The following is a 17298-nucleotide window of genomic DNA, read 5'->3' as shown; positions in this document are numbered from 1 at the left end:
CGCCTCAGCCAGCAGGCCGACGCTGGGCGCATGACACGTACCGTCGTTCTCCTCACGCTGACACTCACCGGAGGCGCCCAGGCCCAGACCCACTGGCAGGCAACGTCCTACGCCGACATCGGCGGCTGGCAGCGGGTCCAGTCCTGGTGCGATACGCCGGGGCGGGTGCTGGCGGTCACGCTTCCGGACCAGTCGGGCAACGCCGTAAAACTGGCGCAGTGGGTGGGCGGGAAGATCAACGTCCAGCACTGGCATCTGGGCCGTCCCGATCCCGGCGCGGGTCAGATCTACACGCCGCTGGTTCCCGCCGGACAGAGGCAGGGCCAGCCTCCCGATTACTTCATCCACAGCAGCAACATTGAGAACACCCGCGATCCTCACTACCGCATGACCCACATCAACGCCTACGTCGTTCCAGCGGGCCGTTTTCAGTGCCGCTACGTCCCGCAGGCGGCCGTGCTGGCGGCCACCGCCAGACACACGGTCATCGTCTGGGAGGAAGGCACAAAGTTCACCTACGCCAGCCGCAACCGCGACGGCACGCCCGGCCTCCGGCTGACGGGCGGCACGCACACCCGCACGGACGCGGGCCACGAGCAGTACCGCTGGACCATAGCGGACCTTCAGTACGTGCTGGACATCGGGCGCTCCGCTCGGGCAGGCGGCAGCCTGAGCGTGCTGAAAGGTGGCCGTCGCCTGAGCCGCGAGGAAATCCTGGCCTGTACCATCAGCGTGCCAAAGTGACGGCCGCGTCCCGCCGGCCGCATTATCCTCTGGGCATGAGCAGCAGGAACATGTGGCCTTGAGGCACCCTCCCAGACACGTCGCGGTGATCGGCGCGGGCTTCGCGGGGCTGGCGGCGGCGCTGCGGCTGGCCCAGGCCGGGGCGCAGGTGACCGTGCTGGACGCGCTGGAGCGGCCCGGCGGCAAGGCCGCGCTGGGCTACGGGGACTTTTCCAGCGGGCCCACGGTGGTCACCATGCCCCAGATTTTCCGCACCCTGCACCAGCGGCTCTCGCTGCCCGCGCCCGAACTGGAAGCCGCGCGGCCCACCACCACCTACCACGCGCACGCCTCCAGACCCAGCGGGGGCCGCACCTTTGCCCCGGAAGCCCTGCATGTGGCGGGCAGCCTGGAGCCGACGCTCTCGCAGCTCTCGGTGGCCGAGGGCAGACGCTACGCAGCGCTGCTGGCCACCTCGCGCCGGATGTATCTGGACGCCGCGCCCACGTTTCTGTTTGCGCCGCCGCCTGGCCGTGCGCGGCTGGCCCGTTACGCCCTGACGCGCGGCATGCGGGCCGCGCCGGGAACGACGCTGGCCCGCCACGTGCGTTCGGGGCCGTTCATGACGCCGTTCTGGCTGCGTTTTGCCACGTACCTGGGGGCCGACCCCTACCGCGCCCCGGCTGTGCTGCACAACATCGCGTGGGTGGAACTGGGCTACGGCGTGTGGCACCTGCAGGGCGGGCTGCTGGCGCTGGCCGAGCGGCTGCACGACAGGGCGGTGGCCCTGGGGGTGCGGTTCGAGTACGACACGCGCGTGCGGCACCTAATGGTCCACGGCGGGCGCGTGCTGGGCGCGCACACGGACCGGGGCGCCCTGGCCGCCGACGCCTGGGTCAGTGCGGCGGACCGCGCCCTGACGCTGGGCTGGCTGGGCATGCAGGAAAAACCCACGCCGCGCGGCGTCAGCGGCTTTGCGCTGCAACTGCGCCTCAAAGAAGACCGGGGGCGCGCCCACCACATCTTCTGGCCAGAGCACTACGCCCGCGAGTGGCAGGACATTCGCGCTGGACGCCTGCCCACCTCGCCCACGCTGTACCTGCATCTGGACGGCAGGCGTGCCTTCCTGCTGGTCAACGCGCCCGCAAGGCCGGAGCTGGAGAACGATCCGCATGAGTACGGGGCCTTCCTGCTGGGCCTGCTTCAGCAGCGCTTTCCGCTGGAGATCGAGGACTGGCTGCCGCTGGGCCCCGCCGACTATGCCCGCGTCTCGCAGGACGGCGCGCTGTACGGACGCGCCCCGCATGGCCTGACTGGCAGCCTGCGCCCCGGCTGGACGGTGCCCCAGATTCGCAATCTGGCGCAGGTGGGCGGCACAGTCCACCCCGGCGGCGGCGTGCCGCTGTCCATGCTGAGCGGCTGGAATGGAGCGGGCGGGCTGCTGGGCCTGCCCTACGATGCGCTGGGCGGTCTGGACGTGCCAGGGGTGGGGGAAGTGTGGGACTGAACTTGTGGGCAGTGGGTGGTGTCGGTTGGGACCGGCAGGGAAGTGGCCCGTGGTAAGAGGGCAGTGGGAAGGCAGGGAAAGCAGAGCAAGGCGGCTCCACCCCCCCATCAACCGTCGACCATCGGGCATCGACCAGTTGCCTCAGCCCCCCACCCGCCCCGGCAACGGCCACCTTCAGGACTGGGCGCTGTCCCCCTTGCCCCTGATCGAGGACGGTGCGCGGCGGGCGCGGGCGGCGGGCACGGACCTGTTTCGTTTGAGACTGGGCATCCCGTCTGTGGTGGGGTTCAGCCCGGCGTGGAACAAACGGCTTTTGAGCGATCTGGACACCTTCCGCAGTGCGGGGGGGTTCTCGGCGGTGGTGCCGTATCTGGCGGGTGGCGTGATTCTCACCGACGCGCCGATGCACCGCAGGCGGCGGCAGACCATCAATCCGGGCTTTGGCAAGCAGCACCTGGAAACCTTGCGCGGACGCACCCAGGCCGCCCTGTCTTCCATCCCGGACGGCGAATTTGACGCGCTGGCCTGGGCCGACGGCGCGGTGCTGCGGCTGCTGAACGCGGCGTACTTTGGCGGCAGCTTCGACCCGCAGCTGCTGCACTCCTTCCTGGCCCCACTCCGGCAACCTTTCCCGGTTCCGGCCCTGCCACGCCCGCTGCTGTTCCTGCGGGTGGACGCCGAATTGCGCCGCCTCGCCACGCAGCGCCTGACGGCAGGCGGAGACGACCTGCTGGCGGTCCTCGCGCCCATTCCCGGTGGACTGGAAGAGGCGCGGGTCAGCCTGGCCGCCGCGCACGACACCACCACGCACGCGCTGGCCTACGCGCTGTGGCATCTGGCGAGGCACCCGCAGTGGCAGGCGCCCGAACACCACCCGGCGATCCTCAAGGAAACCCTGCGCCTGTACCCACCCGGCTGGATGGGCAGCCGCCGCCTGAAATGCGAGCTGAACTGGAACGGCGTGACGCTGCCGCGCGGCACCCTGGCGCTGTACGCCCCGTACCTGTCCGCCCGTGACCCAGGGCTGTGGGACGCGCCTGATCAGTTTCTGCCGGAACGCTGGACCCGCAAGCCGCCCGCCTGGGCCTACCTGCCCTTCGGCGGCGGCGAACGCCTGTGCCTGGGGATGCATCTGGCCCAGATGCTGATTCTGGATGTGCTGGCGGAGCTGCCGCCGTTACAGGCGGTGGGGGGCGACGACACCCCGGTGCCGGGCATCACGCTGGGGCCGAGGGGGCCGCTGGTAATCCGGCGAACAGGCAAATCTGCATGATGGGTCTGAGTCTAAGTGCTATATGAGTACAGGAGGATTAACATGAAGAAAATTGTCTTGCTGACCATCACTGCGGCCCTCGCCCTTTCCGCCTGCGCCCCGAGCTACAACCCCAATGCCCAGAAGCCCGATAGCGAGCTGTCCTGCACAGAAGTCAAGAGCGAGCTCACCCGCGCCCAGTCTGCCCGCGTGGAAGCTGGCAAGAATCGTGGCTTAAGCGGACAGAACGTCGCCTGGGCCATATTCTTCCTGCCGGGCGTTCTCGCCAATGAGTACACCAACGATCAGGTGCAGAAGGCCGCCGACGAGCGGATTGCCAAGCTGAACCAGTTATACGTCGCCAAGGGTTGTAGCTGATTCAACGCTCCAAGGTAAGAAAAACCCGCCCCACTCGGCGGGTTTTTTCATGCTGAGTCCGCGAACCGGGCCGGGCCTTCTGGGCCGGCCAGCGGGTCTGTTGTCGCTGCCGTCCAGCCCGACGTGCCCCCGCAGGCGCAGCCCGGCAGCAGGCCGCCCACCCGCTCCACGCGCCCGCAGTCCAGGCACGCCACCAGCCCCTGCTGCGGCAGATCCGGGTCCAGCACGCTGGGAGGTTCCAGATCCCAGGGCGGCACCACCGCCAGGCCGGGCGGCACGTCGCCGCTATGGCGGAAGATGGTCAGGTTGCCGTCCTGCTCGAAGTAGGCGCGGCGGATCTCGCCCAGCTGCGCGACGCCCTCGACACGCAGGCGCTCGAACAGGTCGTCGCGGCTGAGGTTGGAGCGGTGCAGCGCGGACAGATCGAACACGCCGTCACGCACCAGTTCCACCGGCACCCCCTCCACAAACGTCTCCACCCGTTCAGAACGCACCACCAGCCGCGTCAGAATCCGCTGAAAGGCCACCACCAACGCCAGGGCCAGCATGGCGTGCAGCAGCGGGACCTCCGGATAGAACAGCGGGTCGCCCGCCGCTGACCCCAGCGCGATGACAATCACCAGTTCCAGCGCACTCAGCTGGGTCAGCCCGCGTTTGCCGGTCATCCGCAGCAGCAGCAGCAGCCACAGGAAGATCACGGCGGTGCGGAACACGATTTCCAGCATGAACAGCGGCGGCGCGTCGCCCAGCCAGATGCGCTGCCAGTCGAAGGGAATGATCTCCGGGCCGCTCATGGGCGGTCCGGCGGCGTGGGGCCGGCCCCCAGGCCCAGCCCGGCCAGCACCCGCAGGCGGTCCCAGCCGATCAGGTCAGACAGTTCCAGAAGCGCTGCCTCAAATTCCGGGGAGTCGGGGGGCGCCTCCTGGGCCGACAGGGCACGCAGCCGCTGCCACAGCGCGTTGCGCCGCCTGAGAAATTTGGAAGGAGGCATAGTCTCAGAGTGTAGGCGGCGCGTCAGTCAGCGCCTTGAGACGATCTTGAGACAGTCCCAGACCCCGGCGCTGTCCTGACCGCCGAGCTGTTAGCGGTGCTGCGCGTTGTCCCGCAGATGCTCGGCGTAGGTGTGGTTCACGTAGATCTTGCCGTCCGGCGCGTGCAGGAAGTACAGCGCGTCGCGGCCATCGGCCAGCTTGCGGTTGGCGTTCAGGACACTTTGCAGCGCCGCCTGGCCGGGGTTGTTGATGGGTCCGGCGGGCAGGCCCATGCGGGTATAGGTGCTGTAGGGCGTGTCGGTGGTGAAGTCCCCGGCCGAGCGGTCCAGTTCCGGCAGATCCTTGCCCAGCCCGTAGGCCACGGTGGGATCGCTGCCCAGCGCAATGCCGTCTCTCAGCCGGTTGAGGAACACGCCCGCCACGATGGGCATTTCCAGATCATTGGCGGCCTCGGCCTGCACCATGCTGGCCAGAATCACCCAGTCGCGCACCGAGAGGTCCAGGGCTTTGGCCTTCGCCACGCGCTCCGGGGTGAATTCCTCGTTCATGCGCGCCACCATCTTTTCCACGATTCTGCGCGGCGTTTCCTTGGGGCGGAACTCGTAGGTGGCTGGGAACACGAAGCCCTCGAGGTTCTTCTGTGTGCTGGCGGTGTACTGGCTGAGGCTGGGGTCTTTCAGGGCCGCCAGAATGGCCGCGCCGTCGAAGCCCGCCTTCTTGAAGATGGCCGGAATGTCCTGGATGCGCCGGCCCTCGGGAATGGTCACGTTGACCACCGGAATGCGCGCCGGACCCGCCAGCTTCTCGGCCACGCCCTGCACGCTCAGTGAGCCGTCCAGGTCGTACATCCCCTCTTTCAGGCTGCCCGCCGTGCCGTTCTGGCGCATCACGAAGCGCAGGGCGTCGGCGCTCTTGACGATTCCCTTCTCCTGCAGCTCACGTGCCACCGCCCCCAGCGTGTCGCCGGGTTTGACCTCCAGGGTGTACGGCCCCCCGCCCGCCGGCGCAGTCAGGTTCCGCACGTACAGGAACGCGCCCAGCGCCGCCAGCAGCAGCAGTGCCAGCAGGATCAGCAGAACCTTGGCCCACAGTGGGGGGCCGCTCCCACGCAGCCGGGTCACAGGCCCGCCCCGGTCAGCTCCGTCCCGGTCCACGCGGCGTCCAGCGGATGACGCGCCAGCCGCGCGGCCAGTTCCGCGTCGGCCGGAGGTCTGGCCCCGAAACGCGACACGACCCAGCCGCCGACCTCGACCGCCAGCTGCGCCGCCCGCGCCGCGTCGCGGTGGGTCAGCCAGCCGGCCAGGAACGCGCCGCCAAAGGCGTCTCCGGCCCCGGTGGCGTCGGTCAGGACGTCGGGGGTGGCGGCCACCGCCACGCGGGGCTGGTCCGGCCCCTCGATCAGCGCGCCGTCGGCGTCCATCTTCAGGACCACCAGCGCGTGCGGGTAGCGCCCACGCAGCCAGCTCAGGGCGTCGCCTGAATCGGGGCAGCCGCTCATGGCGCGGGCCTCGTCGTCGTTGGGAAACAGCAGATCGAAGGGCACGTGGTCCACGATGTCCAGAAAGTTCTCGCGGCCCATCTGCTGAATCATCTGAAAGCTGCCAGGGTCCAGGCTGAGGGTGGCGTTGCCCTCCCCCGTCACCGAGGACTTGGCCAGCCGGGCTGCCGCCAGCGCCGCCGAACGCGGCGGGTCACGGAACAGGCTCCAGGCAGTCAGGTGCAGGTGTCCGGCCGAGCGCAACACGCCTTCCGGCAGTTCATCCGGCAGCAGCTCCCAGTCGGCGCCCTGCCCGGTCAGCATGGCGCGCTGGCCCCGGCGGTCGATCAGGGCCAGCACCACCCCGGTGGGATGCTCGCTGCTGAGAATCAACTCGGTTTCCACGCCCTCGGCCTGAAGCTCGGCGGTGGCCAGCTCGCCGAAGCGGTCGCGACCAATCTTGCCTACAAAGACGCTGGGGCAGCCGCAGCGCCGCGCCCACACTGCCAGGTTGGCCGCGCTGCCGCCGCCCGACAGCTCCAGCCGCCCGGTGGTGTCGCCGCCCGAGAGCAGCATGGTGTCGGGCTTGGCCAGCACATCCCAGTTCAGGTCGCCCAGCGACACCAGCGGCTTACGTTCAGTCATGACTGCGGCGCAGCATAGCGCGGGCGGGTGGGGCGGGGGGCGCCGCGCGGGGCAGGCCGGGGGCGGCAGCAGTGGCCGCCTTTCTCCTCGGCACGCCCGGGACCAAAAAGAGAAGCGCCACCAGAGCAATACAGCTGCGGCAGCGCACCTCGAACAAGAACTGGCAGAGCAGGAAGGACCGTTCGCGGGCTAGCGGCGGCCCACCAGCGCCCAGGCTCCCGGCAGCAGCGTCGCCGCCAGCCCCAGCTTCAGCGCGTCGCCGGGCAGGAAGGGCAGGAGGCCCGCACCCAGCAGCGGCTGACCGCTCAGGCCGGTCACGGCCCCCAGCCACAGCAGGCCCAGCGCGTAGATCACGGCGCTGCCCGCCAGCATGGCCAGCACGGTGCCCAGCGGGCGGCGGTCCAGCGCGAAGCGTTCCACCAGGAAGCCCACCAGCGCGGCGGCGAGGGGAAAGGCCAGCAGGAAGCCGCCGGTGGGGCCGGCGAATTTGGCAACGCTGCCCACGCCCCCCGCGAACACCGGCAGACCCACCGCGCCCGCGGCCAGATACAGCGCCAGCGCCGCGAAGGCCCGTTTCCAGCCCAGCGCCGCGCCGACCAGCAGCACGCCCAGGGTTTGCAGGGTGACTGGCACCGGCTTGAGTGGCAGTTCAGCCTGCGCCAGCAGCGCGATCAGGGCCGCGCCGCCTGCAATGAGCAGCAGGTCACGGGTCAGGCCGGAGGCGGGGGCCAGGGTGCGGGCCAGGGTGGGATGGGTGAGCTGGGTCATGGATTCTCCTTGGGGATGGGGGGACGAGTGGAATACGGACGGGGGAAAAGAAGTTCACGGGGCGGGGCCACCGTCCAGTGCACCAATCAGTTCCACGTCCCCGGCACTGACGGTGTGCGGACCCTCCGCAGTCTGGACGATCAGGCTGCCGCCCCCGTCCAGCCGTTCGGCCACACCTTCCAGCGGGCCGCGTGGGGTCTGCACACGCACCGGGCGGCCCAGGGTCACGCTGACCTGTGCCCACGCCTCCAGAATCTCAGCAGGCGGGGCGCGCAGCCAGCGCTCCAGCTGCGTGAGAATGTCCCCCAGCACCTGTGCGCGGCCCACGCCGGGGCGCAGTTCGTTCAGGTGGGCTGCCCCCACCGGGGCACCCGACACGTTCAGGCCGATGCCCAGAACCGCGCGACGGGCTTCCTCGCCGCGCAGATCGGCCTCCAGCAGGATGCCCGCCAGTTTGCGGCCATCGGGGGCCAGCAGGTCGTTGGGCCATTTCAGGCCGCCGACGCCGCAGGCCGCCTGCACCGCCACGCCCGCCGCCAGCGGCATCAGGGCCAGTTCTGGCAGGGTCAGCGGGGCCGCGCCCCCCTCCTCTGCGCCGCGCAGCAGCACGCTGAAGGTCAGGGCGCCGGGGGTGGGGGTCCAGGCCCGCCCCCGGCGCCCGCGCCCCCCGGTCTGCCGCTCGGCCACCACCACCGCGCCGTGCGGGGCCGGGTCCGCTGGGTCGTCGGCCCAGGCCCGCGCCGCGTCCTGCGTGCTGCCCACCGTGCCCAGATAACGCAGGGCCGCGCCCAGCACGCCGTCCCGGCGCACCAGTTCCGGCGCGGGGGTGCCGGGGGCCAGGGCGTAGCCGGCGCGGGTGATGTGCAGCGGCAGGCCGTCTTCCAGCAGCCGGTGGGCCAGGGTGTTGACCGTGACGCGCCCCAGGCCCAGCCGCGCCGCCAGCACCTCCCCGGACTGGGGGATGTCAGTCAGGAGGGGCAGCAGGCGGTCAGGATTGGACGGGGACGGCATCTCGTTCAGTGTTCTACGGGTTGGGGTGAACGAAAAGCAAGGGGCCGCGTCCGGGGCGGCAGCCCAGGCCGCAGCGATCAGGCAACCTCGCCCACCTCCCATTCGTGTCCGAGGTGCCTTTGCTAGACTGGGTTCATGACGATGGTGCGGCAGACCAAGCAGCGGGCAGCAGTGATCGAGGTGCTGCGGGCGGCGCGGTCTCACCCGGACGCGGCCTGGATCCACACCCAGGTGCGCCAGAACCTGCCCAGCGTAAGTCTGGGCACGGTGTACCGCACGCTGGATACCCTGGTCCGCGACGGCGTGGTGGTCACGCTGGAGCGGGCCGGGCAGGCCACCCGCTACGACTACAAACGCGCCGGCGAGGACCACCACCACGCGGTGTGCCGGGGCTGCGGCGCGATTTTCGACGTGGACGCGGGCGGGTTGCCCCAGCTGTCCGCCGCCGGCCTGCCTGCCGGGTTTCAGGTCACGGACGTGCGGCTGGAATTTATCGGCATCTGCCCGCAGTGCCAGCCCGAACACACCCCTTGATCCGCCCAACATCGCCGGGGGAGCGGCTGCTGTAGTCCCGCCTCCCACTGCCCCGGTTCGTTCTGGACCGGCGTGTAAGAGCATGCTCAAACTGTTCGCGCGGCGTGGGCTCGGGCCAACGTGGCGACGCTGGGCGTGCGCGGTCTGGTGCCGCGCCTGCCCGTCCCGGCCCCTTCAGGCGCCTGGAATGTGGGCAGCCCTGGCCTCCACACCCGCCGATGCTCTAGCCTGAGGGCATGACTGCTGCCAACATGAAAACCCTGAACGTCACGTGGCTGGGCGAGCAGCGCTACCTGGGCGTCAGCGAGAGCGGCCACCAGCTGCTGATCGACAACAGCGCCACCAAGGTCGGCGTCTCCCCGATGGAGGCGTTGCTGGGCGCACTGGCCACCTGCACCGCCTACGACGTGGTGGAAGTGATGAAAAAACGCCGCACGCCGCTGGCAAGTTACCGCATTGAGGTCGAGGGCCAGCGGGCCGACACGGACCCCAAGCGCTACACCCACATCACCGTGCGGCACATCGTCACCGGCGAGGGCATCACCGCCGAGGCGCTGGACCGCGCCGCGCACCTCAGTCATGAGAAGTACTGCTCGGTGGCCGCCAGCCTGAACAGCGAGATCACGGTGGAAACGCGGGTGGAAGCGAACTGAGCGGCGAGGCTGCCTGGCTCTCTTTTTCTTTCACCAACCGCCGCAGCTGCCCCAGATGTGCGGCGTGCCATTCGGTCTTGTCCCCCACGGCGGGCTGAATGCCGTCCACGTAGCCCAGCGCCCGGAACAGTTCGCTCACCATCAGGGCGTCACCAGACACGGCGCGGAGCTCAGCAAGCGGCGCGAAGGAGGCTGTGGTCGCCAGCCTTCCACGCCGCCGCGTGGCCGCGCATCCGCCGACTGGCCCGGACACATGTCTCAGCACAGGCATAAGCACAGGCACGGCAGAATGGGAGGCATGAGCGATCCCGAACGTGAACTGAACTTCGCCCGCGAGATCATCGGCCAGCGCAACTACCGCGACGTGCCCGCGGGCGAGGTGCTGCGCGAGGCCGAGCGACTGCTGAACGGCTGGATGGCAGGCGAGTTCCGCATGGAACGCCCCAAACTGTATGACCATTACGCCCTGCTGCTGCTGGCACTGCTCCAGAGGAACCGTGAACTGGAAGCCCGGCTGGAGGCGCTGGAGGCCCGCGATGTCTGACCCCACCCCCCGGATCAAGATCTGCGGCACCACTTCCATTCAGGACGCCGTGCACGCGGCGCAGGCGGGCGCGGACGCCCTGGGCTTTATCTTCGCTCCCATCAGCAAGCGGCGGGTATCTGCCGCTGTGGCGCGCGAGGCGGGTCTGGGCGTGGGGCCGACAGTGGCGCGGGTGGGCGTCTTTCTGGACCAGAATCTGGATGAGGTGCTGCGGCTGTCGGAAGCGGCGCGGGTGTCGGCGGTGCAACTTCACGGCCCCCTCTCCGGGGGCTTTGTGCGCGCGGTGGCCGACTTCTACCCGGTCCTGCGCGTGTTGCGCCCAGCCGATCTGGCGGCCGAAGGCCCCCTGTGGCAGGCTGTGCCGGGCGTGACCCTGATGCTGGACGCGCCGCAGCCGGGGGGCGGTGTACCGCTGGACTGGGACCGCCTGCAAGACACCTTTCCCCCCGGCACGTGGCTGGCCGGGGGTCTGGGGCCGTGGAACGTGGCCGGGGCGATCCGGGTGCTGCGGCCTGCCGGGGTGGACGCGGTGAGCCACCTGGAAGCCCGTCCTGGCGTGAAGGATCCGGCGAAAGTAGCCGACTTCATTGCAGCCGTGCGGGGGGCCAGCGCCTGAGTTATCCACAGTGAAACGGGGGGCTGTGGATAACTCTGCGTGCCGTGAAACATTGGCCCAGAGACCCTGCACCGCGCACAGGACAGCGAAAGCGCGTATTTCCGACTGGCACGCCCCCCTGGTTATCCACAGTCTGTCCACAAGTCCTGTGGATAAAATTGTGGATAACTTTCAGGTCAGGGGAGGGCTGGGCCGGAGGACACGTCGTCCACGGGGGTCAACCCGAACCACCCGGCCATGATCCGTCCGGCCTCGGCCACCGTGGTGGCCGCGCCCAGCTCCACCCCCTCGCCCGCGAAGGGCACGCGGGCGACGGTGTGCGATTTGGTGGTCAGATCCTCCAGGTTGCCGTGATCGCTGCTGAGCACCACCCGCGCCCCCGCGTCCAGCAGGCCCTGCAGCAGCGCGTCCACGCGGGCCAGGTAGGCAAAGGCCGCCGCGTGGGCCTCGGCCGCCGCGCCATCCGCACGTCCCAGGTGGCCCAGTAAGTCGCCAAACCACAGATCGGCCACAATCAGGTCGTGCCCGTGGGCCGCCCCCGCCAGCGTCTGCCCCAGCCGTGAGACCTCGGCCAGCGCCTGGACGGCGGTAAAGGGTTCACGGTAACCCAGACCCAGTGTCGCCCCCAGCGCGGGCAGGCCGGGCGGATTGAGGGGCCAGCCCGCCGCCGTGAACGAGAAGGGAAAGCACCCCATGCGGGGTCGGCGGGCCTGGGCCTGCAGATACTGCGGGACATAGTGGTTGGCCAGCGCCGCCCGCCCCCCGGCCTGGGCCAGACGCACCGGCAGACTGGACTGCCGCAACAGCCGCTGCAGCGTCGGCCCCGGATGCGGCCCGAAATGCTCGCCCATGTACCGGACCGCGTCGGTGCCGGTCAGCCAGCAGCTTTGCCCGGTCCCGGACTGCGGCAGGCCCGGCACGCCCAGGGTGGCGTCCAGGGCGAGTCCAGCCTCGATCAGCGGGCGCAGCGCGGGCAACTCCTGCTCCCACACGCTGCCGGACGGCGCGTCCGCCGGATGCCCCACGCCGTCCAGGGCCAGCCAGACCACACCGCTCAACGGGACCTCATGCGGCTCAGCTTACGCGCCCGTGCGTCCTCCATTCCGGACGGGGCCGGAACAGTGCCCGCGCCGATGTGCCAACATCACGTCCTGAGCCGCCGCCCATGACCGAGCCCCTTCTTCTTTCCCTGCCCTCGCCCGCCGCCGTCGCCCTGATCGGCGCGCCCGGCGCCGGACGAAGCAGCTTTGCCGCCCGGCATTTTCAGGCCGCCGAGCTGGTGTCGGGCGATTTCGCGCCGGAGCTGGAGCGCCGGCTCTCGCAGGGCGAGCTGACCGTGATCGACGCCCCGCTGACCCGCCCGGACGAGCGGCGGCGCGTGCTGGAGACCGCCCGCGCCCACGACCTGCCCGCCGCCGCCATTGTCCTGGATCTGCCCCGGCAGGTGCTGGAGCAGCGGGCCGCGCGGCTGGGCCGCGACGTTTGCGCCGTCCTGCCCGGTTTCGGCGAGTTGCGCCGCACGCTGGGCGGCCTGCACAAGGAGGGGTTCCGCCACGTTCACGTGCTGCGTTCGCTGGCCGAAATCGACGCTGCCCAGGTGGTGCGCGTGCCGCTGCCCCCGGACCGCCGCGACCTGCCCGGCCCCTTCGACTTTATCGGCGACGTGCATGGCTGCCTGCCGGAGCTGCTGGAACTGCTGGAGAGCCTCGGTTACGCCGTTAACGGGCTGGAGGTCACCCCTCCGGCGGGCCGCACCGCCGTCTTTCTGGGTGACCTGACCGACCGGGGGCCGGACAGCGCAGGCGTATTGCGGCTGGTGATGGGCATGGCGGCGTCGGGCGCGGCGCTGTGCGTGCCGGGCAACCACGACGAGAAGCTGGTCCGCGCGCTGGACGGCAAGGCGGTGAAGGCCACCCACGGTCTGGACGTGACCCTGGCCGAAATCGACGCGGCGGGCGAGGCGTTTGGGAGCGAGGCCCGCGCTTTTATCGGCCGCCTGCCCAGCCATCTGGTGCTGGACGGCGGCCGGGTGGTGGCGGCGCACGCTGGCCTGCCGGCGCAGTACCACGGCCGCACGTCTGGCCGGGTGCGCAGCTTCGCGCTGTACGGCGATGTGGACGGCACCTACGACGCCCTGGGGCTGCCTGTGCGCCGCGACTGGGCCGCCGGGTACAGCGGTCCGGCGCTGGTGGTGTACGGCCATACCCCCGTCGCCGCCCCGGTCTGGATCAACCGCACGGTGGACATCGACACCGGCTGCGCCTTCGGCGGAGCACTCACCGCCCTGCGCTACCCGGAACTGGAGTTCGTGGGCGTGCCCGCACGGCGACAGTACGTGGCCCCGCCGCGCCCCCTGCCGCTGCTGGGGCCAGGAACGGGGACGCCGGAACTGCGCTAGATCACTCCAGGTACAAACCGTTTCGTCCGCCTGCGGTACGCGGCGTAGCCTGGAAAACGGGCCAGCAATGCCGATTCCTCGCGGGCAGATTTGAAGTGAAACAGTGCGGCCAGGGCCGCCGTCCAGCCCAGAGCGCTGGCACTGCCCCGCAGCAGCGCCCAGCCCAGTCCCAGCGCCAGAATGCCGCTGTAGATCGGGTGGCGCACCTGACCGTACAGCCCGGACGTGACCAGCTGCGCCGTGTCAGGCGGCTCCGGCAGGGCACTGAGGTTGCGGCCCAGCGTGCGTCCGCTGCCCACCATGACCGCGCCGCCCAGGCCCAGCAGGACCAGCCCCGCCGCCCTCTGGACGGCGCCCACGCGGTTGTGCCGCCGCCCGCCCCCGGCCACCAGCGCCATCAGAACGAACTGCGCGGCGACGAAAGCGCCGCCCCGTCGGCGGAAGCGCTGAAGGCGGCTGGAAAAGGTCATGCCGCCATCCTAACCTGCGGTCACCACGCCGTCGCGCACGCTCAGGCGGTGCTGGGCCAGGGCTGCCACGTCCAGGTCATGCGTGATCAGCACCACGCGGCGGCCCTGGACAGCAAGACCGGTCAGCAGGGAGAGCACCAGCTCACCGGTCTTGCTGTCCAGGTTTCCCGTCGGCTCGTCGGCCAGCAGGATGCCGGGGTCACGTGCCAGGGCGCGGGCGATGGCGACGCGCTGGGCCTCGCCGCCCGACAGCTGGTTGGGCAGGTGCCCGGCGCGGCCCTCCAGCCCGACCAGCGCCAGCAGCTCCCGCGCCCGCGCCCGGCGTTCCTTCGGTGGCAGGCCCGCCAGCGTCAGCGGAAACTCCACGTTCTCCTGCGCGCTGAGGATGCTGACCAGATTGTGGTTCTGGAACACGAAGCCGTAGTGCGCCAGCCGGAAGTCAGCCCGCGCCGGCTCCGACAGGGTGGTCAGGTTCACGTCACCCACCGCAACGTGCCCGGTGCTGGGCGTGTCGAAGCCCGCCAGCAGATTTAGCAGCGTGCTCTTGCCGCTGCCCGACGGCCCCACCACCGCCGTCATCCCGGGGGGAAAGGTGTGCGTGAAGGGGGCCAGCGCCTGCACCTGCCCCTCGCCGCTGGAGTACACCCGCGACAGGTTCTCGACGTGCAGGGGCGGCGTGCCGGCCCTCTGACCCCCGGCTTCTTCTCTGGGAACAACAGTCATTACACCCTCCCCAGCGCTTCGGTGATGTTCAGGCGGCTGGCGGTGCGGGCAGGCAGCAGGCCCGACACCAGACCCAGAAACAGGCTGATGCCCAGCGCCAGCAGCACCAGCCGGGGCGTCAGCGCGGCGGCGTCGATGCCCGCCAGCCGCTGGGTATACAGGTTGACACCCCAGATGCCCACCAGCCCCACCAGGACGCCGCCCACGCCGCCCACCAGTGACAGCAGCAGCGACTCGCTCAGGACCAGCGCCCGCACGAAGCCGGGCCGCGCCCCGATGGCCCGCAGCGTGCCGAACTCGCGGGTGCGCTCGAAGACGCCCATCATCACCGTGTTCGCCACCGCCAGCCCGCCCACGATCAGCGAGATCAGCGAGATGCCAAATCTGACCGCGTCGCTGATCTTCAGCGCCCGCTCCACGAAGCTCAGGAAGTCCGACTGGGTGGACGCTTCCAGATCCAGGCGCTCCGAGAGCGTGGTGGCCACCTCACGCGCCTGACGGGGATTGTCCAGCTTGACCGCCACCAGCGACACCCGGCCCTCGGCCCCCTCGGACCTTTGCAGGGTGGACAGCGGCAGGAAGATGAAATTGTCCACCAGCCCGGATTCGGGGGCCAGCACGCCCACCACCTCGGCCCGGTTGCGGCGGTTGAGGTTGAGGGTACTGCCCACCCCCAGGTTCAGATTCTGCGCGGCCTTGGCCCCCAGCACCGCCACCCCCTGGCCCTCGTCGGCAGGCGTGAAGGCGCGGCCCTGCGCCGCACTGGAGTTGGGAAACACCGCCCCGATGCCCTGCGCGGCAGGCAGACCGTAGAGTACGACGCTCTGCGTTACGTCCAGGCTGCCGCGAATGGTCATGACCACCGGGGTCACGGTCTTGATGCCCAGTTCCGGGGCCAGCGCCTGAATGTCGGTCACCGCCTTGTCGGGCAGGTTGGGCTGCGGCGCAAACCCCTGCGTGAAGCCGCTGAGGCTCACCTGAATGTCCGGCCCGATGCCGCCGAGCTGCTCCACGAACACCTTGCGGATGCCCTCGCCCAGCGACAGGAAAATCACCATGCTGGCCACCGCCACCGTGATGCCCAGCGCGGTCAGGCCGGTCCGCACCCGCCGCCGCGTCAGCCCGCGCCACGCCAGTCCCCACAAATCCGTCCAGTTCATCGCCCGCAGGCTACCGCCCGGATGCCGGGGGAGATGGTACGCGCGGCGGAGGTGTGGGAGACGGGAGGCCGCCGGCCAGGAGGCAGGGCCGCACGTACCATCCTTCTGACCCCTGCCGCCCCTCTCATCCCGCGCCCTTACCCTGGCCTCCATGTTGCGCCCTGCCCTCCTGCTGTCCCTGCTCATCAGCGCCCACGCTGGGGCGCAGATTCTGCTGCCGCTGGATTCACGGCCCGCGACGCGGGTGCTGCCGGCCCTGATCGCGGGCCTGGGCGGCGGCACGCCCCACGTTCCGCCCGCGCTGCTGCTGGGCACCGCGGCGCAGGAGGCCAACCCGGCGCTGCTGGCCGCGTGGCTGGGCAGTCAACCCACCGACGGTCCGCTGATCGCCTCGCTGGACGCCCTGGCCTACGGCGGGCTGGTGCAGTCGCGCCGCAGTCCGCTGACGGCAGAGCAGGCGCTGGCCCGGCTGAAGCCGCTGCGCGAATGGCACGCCCGCACCCGTCAGCCTGTGTACGCCTTCATCACGCTGCCGCGCGAGCCGGACGCCACGGACCGGACGCGCAATCTGGCGGTGGTGCGGGCCATGCTGGACTGGGCGGAGGCCGGCGTCTTTGCCGAGCTGCACGTGACCTGGGACGACGCCCTGCCCGGCAGCCCGGCCCCGGCGGAGGGCACGGCACTGGCCAGGGAGGCGGCCGATCGGGGCCTGACGAACGTGCGCGTCTACCCCGGCGCGGACGAGGTCCTGTCCATGCTGGTGGCCCGCGCGCTGGCCCCGCAGCCCAGAACCGTGCGGGTGGAATACAGCGACGCGGTGGCCGCCACCAAGGTCATCCGCTACGAGGGCATTCCGCTGACCCAGAGCGCGGCCAACCACGCGGCGGGCAGCGGCTTTACCGTCACGCAAGACGCCGCCGACCTGACCCTTTACGTGTTCAACGGCGGCGATCCCCGCACAGCCGCCCTGCGCGTCAGTGCCCTGCTGCGGCGCGGGCCGGTGGCGGTGGCGGACGTTGAGAAGGTCAACCTGGGCAACTCGCGGCTGTGGGCCGATCTGGCCACGCTGCGCCAGCACGCCAACCTGCGGGCGCTGGCCGCGTGGGGCACGCCCGGCAACAACCTCGGCGCGGCGCTGGCCCACGCCAAGCTGGGCCTGAACGGGGCCGATCCGCGGCGCCAGGACGCCCTGCTGGCCCGCGAGTACGCCAACGACGTGATCTACAGCACCGAACTGCGCGCCGCCCTTCGCCGGGCCGTGCCCGAACAAGACCTGGACACGCCGCAGGGCCAGGCCGCACTGCTGAGGCTGGCGCAGGGTTACTTTCCGCTGCGGCTCGGCAACGAGTACGTGCTGAAGGACGCTGCTCTGCCCTGGGGCCGCTCCTTCGAGTGGGACTTCGACCTGAAGGCACGGTAGCGGCCAGGAATCGGCACTCAAAGGTCA

General features: G+C 70.5%; 21 protein-coding genes. 10 read left to right on the top strand and 11 right to left on the bottom strand.

What is annotated here, in order from left to right:
- Positions 1 to 30 precede the first annotated feature (30 nt).
- The 4 genes from IEY31_RS11280 to IEY31_RS11265 all read left to right on the top strand — a co-directional run bounded on the left by IEY31_RS11280 (position 31) and on the right by IEY31_RS11265 (position 3860).
- Positions 31 to 744 carry a hypothetical protein gene (locus tag IEY31_RS11280; protein ID WP_188972002.1) on the top strand — a complete coding sequence of 238 codons (714 nt, stop codon included), beginning with the start codon at positions 31 to 33 and terminating at the stop codon, positions 742 to 744.
- 58 nt (positions 745 to 802) lie between these two features.
- Complete coding sequence (locus IEY31_RS11275) at positions 803 to 2230, top strand: phytoene desaturase family protein (protein WP_268238947.1); 1428 nt, start codon at positions 803 to 805, stop codon at positions 2228 to 2230.
- 136 nt (positions 2231 to 2366) lie between these two features.
- Entirely contained in the window at positions 2367 to 3503 is a 1137-nt protein-coding gene (locus IEY31_RS11270) for a cytochrome P450 (protein ID WP_308424321.1), read from the top strand.
- Between the two features lie 42 nt (positions 3504 to 3545).
- Positions 3546 to 3860 (top strand): lipoprotein, encoded by a 315-nt coding sequence (locus IEY31_RS11265; protein WP_188971996.1) that lies wholly within the window; start codon positions 3546 to 3548, stop codon positions 3858 to 3860.
- Positions 3861 to 3907: 47 nt separating this feature from the next.
- On the opposite strand, the gene IEY31_RS11260 is transcribed toward IEY31_RS11265, so the two are convergent.
- The 6 genes from IEY31_RS11260 to IEY31_RS11235 form a co-directional block, all read right to left on the bottom strand.
- Positions 3908 to 4654: a DUF421 domain-containing protein gene (locus IEY31_RS11260; protein ID WP_188971994.1), complete on the bottom strand. Its 747-nt coding sequence runs from the start codon at positions 4652 to 4654 to the stop codon at positions 3908 to 3910.
- Positions 4651 to 4851 carry a hypothetical protein gene (locus IEY31_RS11255; RefSeq protein ID WP_188971991.1) on the bottom strand — a complete coding sequence of 67 codons (201 nt, stop codon included), beginning with the start codon at positions 4849 to 4851 and terminating at the stop codon, positions 4651 to 4653. Before IEY31_RS11255 ends, IEY31_RS11260 begins: the two co-directional genes overlap by 4 nt.
- 90 nt (positions 4852 to 4941) lie before the next feature.
- The gene (gene mltG / locus IEY31_RS11250) at positions 4942 to 5973 is read right to left on the bottom strand and encodes an endolytic transglycosylase MltG (protein WP_188971989.1); all 1032 of its coding nucleotides are present in this window, start codon (positions 5971 to 5973) and stop codon (positions 4942 to 4944) included.
- Entirely contained in the window at positions 5970 to 6974 is a 1005-nt protein-coding gene (locus tag IEY31_RS11245; RefSeq protein WP_188971987.1) for a carbohydrate kinase family protein, read from the bottom strand. The genes mltG and IEY31_RS11245 overlap by 4 nt, the downstream gene beginning before the upstream one ends.
- 189 nt (positions 6975 to 7163) lie before the next feature.
- Positions 7164 to 7742 (bottom strand): biotin transporter BioY, encoded by a 579-nt coding sequence (locus IEY31_RS11240; RefSeq protein WP_188971985.1) that lies wholly within the window; start codon positions 7740 to 7742, stop codon positions 7164 to 7166.
- A 54-nt stretch (positions 7743 to 7796) separates the two neighbouring features.
- Complete coding sequence (locus IEY31_RS11235) at positions 7797 to 8753, bottom strand: biotin--[acetyl-CoA-carboxylase] ligase (RefSeq protein ID WP_188971983.1); 957 nt, start codon at positions 8751 to 8753, stop codon at positions 7797 to 7799.
- Between the two features lie 135 nt (positions 8754 to 8888).
- Here IEY31_RS11235 and IEY31_RS11230 point away from each other — a divergent pair, with 135 nt between their 5' ends.
- Together IEY31_RS11230 and IEY31_RS11225 are read left to right on the top strand one after the other, a co-directional pair.
- A complete protein-coding gene (locus IEY31_RS11230) occupies positions 8889 to 9287 on the top strand; it encodes a Fur family transcriptional regulator (RefSeq protein ID WP_188971981.1) in 399 nt (132 codons plus the stop codon).
- 236 nt (positions 9288 to 9523) lie between these two features.
- Positions 9524 to 9940 (top strand): OsmC family protein, encoded by a 417-nt coding sequence (locus IEY31_RS11225; RefSeq protein ID WP_229723512.1) that lies wholly within the window; start codon positions 9524 to 9526, stop codon positions 9938 to 9940.
- On the opposite strand, the gene IEY31_RS11220 is transcribed toward IEY31_RS11225, so the two are convergent.
- The gene (locus IEY31_RS11220) at positions 9909 to 10100 is read right to left on the bottom strand and encodes a hypothetical protein (protein WP_188971979.1); all 192 of its coding nucleotides are present in this window, start codon (positions 10098 to 10100) and stop codon (positions 9909 to 9911) included. The two genes, IEY31_RS11225 and IEY31_RS11220, sit on opposite strands and share 32 nt — an antisense overlap.
- 138 nt (positions 10101 to 10238) lie before the next feature.
- Between IEY31_RS11220 and IEY31_RS11215 the strand changes: the two genes are divergently transcribed.
- Both IEY31_RS11215 and IEY31_RS11210 read left to right on the top strand, forming a co-directional pair.
- Positions 10239 to 10484 (top strand): hypothetical protein, encoded by a 246-nt coding sequence (locus IEY31_RS11215; RefSeq protein ID WP_188971977.1) that lies wholly within the window; start codon positions 10239 to 10241, stop codon positions 10482 to 10484.
- Positions 10477 to 11100 carry a phosphoribosylanthranilate isomerase gene (locus IEY31_RS11210; RefSeq protein ID WP_188971975.1) on the top strand — a complete coding sequence of 208 codons (624 nt, stop codon included), beginning with the start codon at positions 10477 to 10479 and terminating at the stop codon, positions 11098 to 11100. Before IEY31_RS11215 ends, IEY31_RS11210 begins: the two co-directional genes overlap by 8 nt.
- 176 nt (positions 11101 to 11276) lie before the next feature.
- Here IEY31_RS11210 and IEY31_RS11205 read toward each other — a convergent pair whose 3' ends face one another.
- Positions 11277 to 12158 (bottom strand): metalloenzyme domain protein, encoded by an 882-nt coding sequence (locus IEY31_RS11205; protein ID WP_188971973.1) that lies wholly within the window; start codon positions 12156 to 12158, stop codon positions 11277 to 11279.
- A 107-nt stretch (positions 12159 to 12265) separates the two neighbouring features.
- Between IEY31_RS11205 and IEY31_RS11200 the strand changes: the two genes are divergently transcribed.
- Positions 12266 to 13498 carry a metallophosphoesterase gene (locus tag IEY31_RS11200; protein WP_188971971.1) on the top strand — a complete coding sequence of 411 codons (1233 nt, stop codon included), beginning with the start codon at positions 12266 to 12268 and terminating at the stop codon, positions 13496 to 13498.
- Here IEY31_RS11200 and IEY31_RS11195 read toward each other — a convergent pair.
- From IEY31_RS11195 to IEY31_RS11185, 3 genes are read right to left on the bottom strand one after another with little or no spacing between them, the layout of a single operon-like run.
- Positions 13495 to 13968 (bottom strand): methyltransferase family protein, encoded by a 474-nt coding sequence (locus tag IEY31_RS11195; protein WP_188971968.1) that lies wholly within the window; start codon positions 13966 to 13968, stop codon positions 13495 to 13497. The genes IEY31_RS11200 and IEY31_RS11195 overlap by 4 nt on opposite strands.
- A gap of 9 nt (positions 13969 to 13977) precedes the next feature.
- Positions 13978 to 14691, bottom strand: a complete 714-nt coding sequence (locus IEY31_RS11190; RefSeq protein WP_188971966.1) for an ABC transporter ATP-binding protein — start codon at positions 14689 to 14691, stop codon at positions 13978 to 13980.
- Complete coding sequence (locus tag IEY31_RS11185) at positions 14691 to 15851, bottom strand: ABC transporter permease (protein ID WP_188971964.1); 1161 nt, start codon at positions 15849 to 15851, stop codon at positions 14691 to 14693. The genes IEY31_RS11190 and IEY31_RS11185 overlap by 1 nt, the downstream gene beginning before the upstream one ends.
- A 151-nt stretch (positions 15852 to 16002) precedes the next feature.
- Between IEY31_RS11185 and IEY31_RS11180 the strand changes: the two genes are divergently transcribed.
- A complete protein-coding gene (locus IEY31_RS11180; protein ID WP_188971962.1) occupies positions 16003 to 17271 on the top strand; it encodes a DUF4127 family protein in 1269 nt (422 codons plus the stop codon).
- The last annotated feature ends 27 nt before the right edge of the window (positions 17272 to 17298 follow it).

It is taken from the genome of Deinococcus aerolatus (genome assembly GCF_014647055.1).
GTDB lineage: Bacteria > Deinococcota > Deinococci > Deinococcales > Deinococcaceae > Deinococcus > Deinococcus aerolatus.
This window is presented reverse-complemented; position numbering and strand designations above follow the sequence as displayed.